At 76.7% G+C, this 6,837-nt stretch carries 4 protein-coding genes; 1 reads left to right on the plus strand and 3 read right to left on the minus strand.

Annotated elements, in window-relative coordinates; translation table 11 throughout:
- Positions 1–36: 36 nt before the first annotated feature.
- Positions 37–540, minus strand: a complete 504-nt coding sequence (locus FOE67_RS11970) for a DUF3499 domain-containing protein (RefSeq protein ID WP_182663407.1) — start codon at positions 538–540, stop codon at positions 37–39.
- A 222-nt stretch (positions 541–762) separates the two neighbouring features.
- Between FOE67_RS11970 and FOE67_RS11975 the strand changes: the two genes are divergently transcribed.
- On the plus strand, positions 763–1,146 hold the full coding sequence (locus FOE67_RS11975; protein ID WP_438874209.1) for a metallopeptidase family protein: 384 nt from the start codon (positions 763–765) through the stop codon (positions 1,144–1,146).
- 34 nt (positions 1,147–1,180) lie between these two features.
- Here FOE67_RS11975 and FOE67_RS11980 read toward each other — a convergent pair whose 3' ends face one another.
- Together FOE67_RS11980 and FOE67_RS11985 are read right to left on the minus strand one after the other, a co-directional pair.
- Positions 1,181–2,830 (minus strand): DUF5719 family protein, encoded by a 1,650-nt coding sequence (locus FOE67_RS11980; RefSeq protein ID WP_182663411.1) that lies wholly within the window; start codon positions 2,828–2,830, stop codon positions 1,181–1,183.
- Positions 2,831–2,914: 84 nt separating this feature from the next.
- Positions 2,915–6,694 carry a glycosyltransferase family 2 protein gene (locus FOE67_RS11985; RefSeq protein ID WP_182663413.1) on the minus strand — a complete coding sequence of 1,260 codons (3,780 nt, stop codon included), beginning with the start codon at positions 6,692–6,694 and terminating at the stop codon, positions 2,915–2,917.
- Positions 6,695–6,837: the final 143 nt, after the last annotated feature.

The following is a 6,837-nucleotide window of genomic DNA, read 5'->3' on the forward strand; positions in this document are numbered from 1 at the left end:
GGCCCGGGGGGCGCGCCGGCCCGCGGTCCGGGCGGGTCAGGGGTCGGGCGAACGCAGCACCCTCAGGTGCCCGCGGCGGACGACCTCGGTGGGCTCGCCGGCGCCCCGGGAGGGTGCGCGGCCGGTGCGGTCCCGGCCGCGTTCGCGGGAGCGCTCCCGCTCGCGATCCTGGTCCCGGTCACGTTCACGGCCGCGACCGCGTTCCTCCGGGGAGGCCTGCCGGGGTGGCCCGGCCGCCTCGCGGACGGCGTCCGCGAGGGCCTCCAGGTCGTCGCCGACGGGACGCGGGGCCCGGGGATCCGGCGCCAGGCGCACGACCTCCCAGCCGCGCGGCGCGGTGAGCCGCTCGGAGTGCTCGGCGCACAGGTCGTAGCAATGGGGCTCGGCATAGGTCGCGAGGGGACCGAGGACCGCCGTGGAGTCCGCGTAGACATACGTCAGCGTCGCCACGGCGGGACGGCCGCACGCGGTTCGCGAACAGCGACGTACGGGGCTCACGATGTTGGACCGTACCGCACTCCTGAGCGGGTCGCGACGCATGACGGCCCCGTCACCCTCCCGTGTCGTGCGGGGACGGCCGGGACATGGTCGCATCGTGCCGTTTCGTCCGGAAGTTCGTCCGGAAGTCACCCCCTCCGCCGGCGCGGGCGTCCTCCTGCCGCCGATCGGCTTCATCTATGGTCGGAGACGATGGACGACCGCAGCGGGACATCCGCGACACCGCCCGGACGACGCCGGCACCGGGACCGGCACGGTCGTGGCATGCGCGGCCCCATCGCGCCGCCCCGGGTTCCGCTGGCGGTGACCCGGGCCGAGACCTTCCACGGCCTGGTCGAGGACTCCGCCGACCGGCTGCGCCGGCGCCTGCCGCAACTGGCCCGGGTGGAGTTCGAGGTGCTGGAGGTGCCGCCGGCCGGCGAGCTGCCGGCGGGGACCGCCGGGTCGGACTCCGTGCCGCTGGGCGGGGTGCTGCGCGGGCGCGACGGCCGGCCGGACCGGATCCTGGTCTACCGCCGTCCGATCGAGCTGCGCAGCCGGGGGCGGGACGAACGGTCCGCCCTGGTGCACGAGGTGGTGGTGGAACAGGCCGCCGACCTCCTGGGGCTGGCCCCGGAATCGGTGGACCCGCGCTACGGCGAGGAGTGAGCGGCGTCGTGCCCGCTCCCCGCCGCGGCCCCGGTCAGCGGGTGAGGACCCCGAGGTCCCGGCCGGTCTCCGGCACCTGCACCGTGGACCGGTCGTCCGGGATCGACTGGATGGTGAACATCGGGATGTCCCGGGTGGTCATGGTCAGCGAGCGGGCCGCGTACAGCGGGCCGCCGCCGGTGCGCTCGACCGTCAGGGCGTAACGGCCCTCCAGGTCGTCGGCGACCGCCGGGGCGACGGCCAGCGTGGTGCCGGCCGGGACGGTGTGCGTCTCGGTGCCGGCGGCACCGCCGTCGGTGCCGGGCGAGAGCGTCACGGTGACCTCGACGTCCTCCCCCGGCGCGGTGAGGAACAACTCGGTGCCCTTGTCGGTGTTGCCGGCCGAACTCGCGCGCCGTTCCAGCGGGGCGGTGCCGGAGACGAAGGCCATCTCCTGCTCGTCCCCCTCGCCGCGGGTGATGCGCAGACCCGCGATGACGGACACGCCCTCGACGCCCTCGGGCGGCAACAGCAGCAGGGCCCCCGCCTCGCCCCGGGTCACGTCGCCCAGGTCCACCGACTCCAGCAGGTTGGACCGCAGGTGGACGGACTCGTTGCCGGCCGGCGTGATGGTGGCGGAGGGGCCCACGAAGCGGATGCCGAAGGTGGTGTCGGTGTCGCCGGGGTTGAGCGCGACCAGCCGGACGGTCTCGGCGTCCTCCGGGATGCCGGGCAGGACGATCGGGGCGGGCCCGGCGGCCGGGGCCGTGGTCGCGGGCAGCCAGTCGGTGCCCAGTTGCTCGTCGATGGCCTCGATCTGCGCGCCGATCCGACCGGTGCGGGCGGTGACGTGCACCACCAGGTTGGTCTCGGCGGATTCGGTCAGGGTGGAGAGGCGGACCGGGACGCTGCGGTTCGGGGGCAGGGTGACGCCCTCGTCGAAGAGGTTCTCCAACCGGCCCTCCGCCCCGTACAGCTCGATGTCCACCACGGTCGCCGAGTCGTCGGGGTTGATCAGGTGGACGTAGTCGGTGCGGGTGTCCACGGTGGAGGCGCCGGCGAACCAGAAGCCGGTGTCCGGGGTCTGGCAGGCGGTGCCGAGCAGCCCGCGGCCGGGGCCGGAGGGCACCCGGGTGGTCTGCTGCACGGTCCAGCCGGGGGCGAGCCGGCCCGAGGCGGTGCCGGAGAGGGCGGGCGCGTCGGCGTCCTTGGTGGAGTCGGCGACGGGGGTGCCGGGCTCCTCCAGGGCGAGCACGCCCTCGGCGGCGGGCGCCCGGGCATCGTCCCCGGCGTCCGCGGCGTCCGCGGCGTCCGCGTCGGCGTCCTCCTCGGCGTCCGTGTCCTCGGAGTCCTCCCCGTCGTCCCCGTCCTCGGAGTCGTCCGTGTCCTCTGAGTCCTCTGAGTCCTCGGCGTCGTCCGTCGGATCCCCGCCCGTGCGGTGCTCGAGGGCCGGGGTCAACTCCGCGCCGCCCAACGGTCCGTCGGCGGGTCCCTCCGCCACGGGGGTGAAGGCGGTGTACCAGGTCGTGGCGCCCTCCCCACGGGTGGGCTGCGGGCAGATCAGGGTGGTGCGCTCGACGGGGACGCGGGCGGTCTCGCCGGCCGGACGCGGGGCGGCCGGGTCGTCGCCGAGTCCGGCCAGGCCGGTGACGGCGGCGAGTGCCACGCCCACGGCGAGCAGGGACAGCGCCGGTGTGCTGCGCATCGATCTCTCCGTCATCGGGGGGTCGCGGGGGTCATCGGGCGGGAGCGGGCTCGCCGGCGGGACCGCCGGTCGGCGCGGGGCGGGTCACCGGGGACCGCCGTAGTCGTAGTCGGAGGGGTAGCCGTCGGTGTTCCCGTCGGGCCGGCCGGTGCCGTACGGGTCGGTCCCGTACCCCTCGCCGTAGGCGTCGGGGCGGGTCTCGCCGTAGCCCTCGCCGTAGCCCCCGGGATGCCCTCCGGGGTGTCCTCCGCCGTAGGCGCCGGGATGGGGCTCGCCGTACCCGTCCGCGTCCCGGGGCGGCGCCCCGGCCGGCTGCGGGTACCCGCCGTCGGCCGGTCCCTCCCAGCCGTGGCCGGCGCCGCCCGCGTTCGTCCAGTCGTCCCGGACGGGGCCGCCCCCGGCGGGTTGCGGGGGCCGCCCCCACCGGTCGGCTTCGGCCGGCTCCGGGGCCCCCGGTCGGGGGCCCGGCACCGGCGCGGGACCGGAGTTGCCGAAGGCGTCGAACTCGGGCTCCTCGTGCGGGCGGGGGCCCGGCACCGGAACGGGCTCGTCACCGGCGCGGTTCCCGGAGGCACCGTCCGCCGCCGCGGCCGCGGCGGCGGCGGCCCTGGCCGCCCGCCGACCGCCGACGGGCGCCGCCTCCGCCTCCGGGAGGTCGTCGTCGAGTTCACGGCGCCGGCCGGGCAGGGCCAGCACGGTGAGCACCAGCAGCAGAAAGCCCTGGGTCCACACCCATCCGGTGTGCAGGCGGCCGGAGTTCCAGGTGACCTCCAGCCGACCGCCGTTCTCCGGCAGTTCGAAGCCCTGGGCCCAGCCGTCGAGGCGGGTGCGGGTCAGCGGCTCGCCGTCCAGGGTGGCCGACCAGCCGGGGTCGGAGGCGTCGGCCAGGCGCAGGACGCGGCCGTCCGGGCCGGCGGGGATCTCCGTGTCGATCGCGACCGGGCCGGCGGGGACGCGTTCCCACTCGCCGTTCCCGTTCTCGCCCGGCGGCACGATCACGGCCCGGGCCATCACCCGCTCGACCCGCCACAGGGCGCTGCCGTCCTCCTGGCTGAGCCGCTTGAGGCCGGGGGTGGTGTCCAGGACGCGGTGGAGTTCCGCGGGCGAGCCGTCGCGCACGATGACGTAGCGCACCGCGTACCCGGCCAGCACCAGGGTCTGATCGGCGCCGGACCCGGCGACGAGTTCGCCGACCGCGCGGTCGAGCGCCCCGTCGGACGGCATGAGGTCGGTGATGTCGGCGTCGCCGAGGCGGGCCCCGGAGCCCCGCAGGACGGTGTAGTCCACGCGCAGGGGGGCGCCCTCGGCATCCTCGCCCTCGCCGGCCAGGACCAGGGTGCGGGCCCGGTCGCCGGTGCCGCTCTCCTCCGCGACGAAGGCGGGGACCTGACCGGGGTTGCCCCGCTCCAGGGGGCCGTCGGCGCCGCGCAGCATCCAGGCGCCGACCGCGAGCAGCGGGCCGAGCGCGGCGGCGGCGGCGATCAGCACCGCGACCGGCTGCCGCCAGCCGAAGTTCTGTTCGGCGACCCGGTGGCGGGCGCCGTCGGCCCCGACCATCGCGGCGCCGATGAGGGCCAGGCCGGCGAGCAGCATCGCCGGGCCGGGCCAGGCGGTGTCGTCGGTGTTGGCCCAGACGGCGATCAGGAGGGCCGGCAGGGCGACGGCCCAGGCGGTGCCGATGGCGGTGCGACGGTCGGCGCGCAGCAGGGCCGCGAGGGCGGCCAGCAGGATGCCGACCAGTACCCAGGCCCCGGTGGTGCCCGGGCCGCCGGGGCTGAGCGTGAGCAGTTGGAAGGCGTCGGCGGGCTCGATCGCCGGGGCGACACCGGCCTCCCGGATCAGCCGGGAGGGATCGGCGAACAGCCGCCAGGACCAGGGGGAGAGCACCAGCAGCGGGGTGAACAGCACGGCGGCCAGCCGACCGAGGACCGCGCCGCGCGCGGCGGCTCCGGAGCCGCCGGGTCGGATCGCGACCACCAGGGCGAGGACCCCGAGGACGGCGGCGAGAAGCCACGTCACGGGGGTGAAGGCGGTGGTGACGGTGAGCAGCAGGGCGGTGGCCCAGACCGCGCGCCACGGCCCCGGCGCGGCGCCGGGGCCGAGGGCGGCGAGGGCGGCGCGGGCCATGGGCGGCAGCAGCACGGCGAGCAGCACCGTGCCGACGCGGCCGGAGGCCACGGCACCGGTCACCGCCGGCAGCAGGGCGTAGGCGACCGCACCCCAGGCGCGCAGCGCCCGGGAGGGCACCAGCGGGCCCGCGCACAGGTAGGCGCTGATTCCCGCGAGCGGTACGGCCAGGACGAACAGCAGGGTCAGCACCGGCCCGAGGGAGCCGAGGAAGAGGGTGCCGAGGGTCGCCACGAAGGCGATCCAGGGCGGTGCGGAGGCGGTGCCCCCGATGCCCAGCGGCTGCCAGGTGTCGAGGTAGCGGGCCCACAGCTCGCCGGCGTCGGCCGGGGCGGGGAGCAGGGCACCGCCGCCGAGGGCACCGCCGCCCAGCAGGGCGCGGCCGGCGAAGAGGGAGGCGAGCAGCAGCAGGAGGAACAGGACGGGGCCGGGTCGCCGGGCGAGCCGGCGGACGCGGGCGAACTGCTCGACCTCCAGGGAGTCGGCGTCGTCGTCGGAGGGGCCGGACTCCACGCCCCCGTGGCGTCCGCCGGAGCCGGTGTCCCCGGAGCCGAAGCGGCCGGAGACGGTGGACATCGCCTGGTCGAGGCTGAGTTTGACGGTGGCGCCGGCGGCCGGGAAGAGCGGTCGCAGTTCGGCCGGGTCGTGGTCGGGGGCGGCGGCGCGCGAGCGGGCCCGGCGACCGGCCAGGACGCGTTCGGGGCGCAGCAGCACCGCGAGCAGACCGCCGATCTCGTCCAGGGAGCGACCGGGCTGCTTGCCCAGGAGGTAGCCCACCACGCGCAGCAGGGTGCCGACGATCAGGCGCAGCAGCACCCGGGGCAGACGGCGACCGGGGGTGTTGACCAACAGGGTGTGGACGGCCCCGGCCTTGTCCACGCGGTGGGGGCTGCCGCCGAGTCGGCCGGCGCAGTCGATGGAGCGGCGTTCGCGGGCGGAGGCCTCGGCGTGCCGGAGGACGGCGGCGGGGACGACCAGCACGTCGTGACCGGCGGTGTGGGCGCGCCAGCACAGGTCCACGTCGTCGCGCATCAGGGGCAGTCGGCGGTCGAAGCCGCCGAGTTCCTCGAAGACGTCGCGGCGCACGAGCATGCCGGCGCTGGAGACGGACAGGACCCGTCGGGTGCCGTCGTGCTGGCCCTGGTCCTGTTCCCGGCGTTCCAGGCCGGTCCAGCGGCGTCCGCTGGAGGCGATGGAGACGCCGGTCTCCAGGAGTTGCCGGCGGTCGTACCAACTGCGCAGCTTGCCGCCGAGGATGACGGCGTCCGGGTGTTCTTCGGCCTCGCGCAGCAGGTGGGCCAGGGCGTCGGGTTCGGGGGCGGCGTCGTCGTGCAGCAGCCACAGCCAGTGCACGGGTTCGCCGTGCGGCAGTTCGGGCAGGTCGTAGACGCTGGTGTCCCAGCTGCGGGTGACGGGGTTCCACGCCTCGGGGCGTCGCAGGTAGGGCAGGTCGTCGGGGCCGAGCACCGGTGCGGTGCGGTGGGCCTCGGCGACGGCCGTGCCGAAGGAGGTGCGACGGGCCAGGTGGAGGACGCGGTCCGGTCCGAGGGCCTCGGCGAGGAGGGCGGCGGACTCGTCCGCGCTGCCGGTGTCGGCGGCGATGACGTCCTGGACGGGGCGCTCCTGACCGGTCAGCCCCGCGAGGACGTCGGGGAGCCAGCGCGCGCCGTCGTGGGAGACCAGCACGGCGGTGACGACGTGCCGGGGACATTCTGGGTGGGCGGACTGCTCAGACATCGAGGTGCGGGCCCCGGTTCGGTGGACGGCGTCGGACAGCGCTCACCCTAGCGCCTGCTCCGGACGCCGGATTCGCTCCGACGAAACTCCTCCCGGGGACCCCGGTCGCCTCCCCGCCGACGCCGCGGGGGCGAACCCGGGGG

The sequence above is a fragment of the Streptomyces calidiresistens genome (assembly GCF_014141525.1).
Taxonomy (GTDB): Bacteria; Actinomycetota; Actinomycetes; order Streptomycetales; family Streptomycetaceae; genus Streptomyces; species Streptomyces calidiresistens.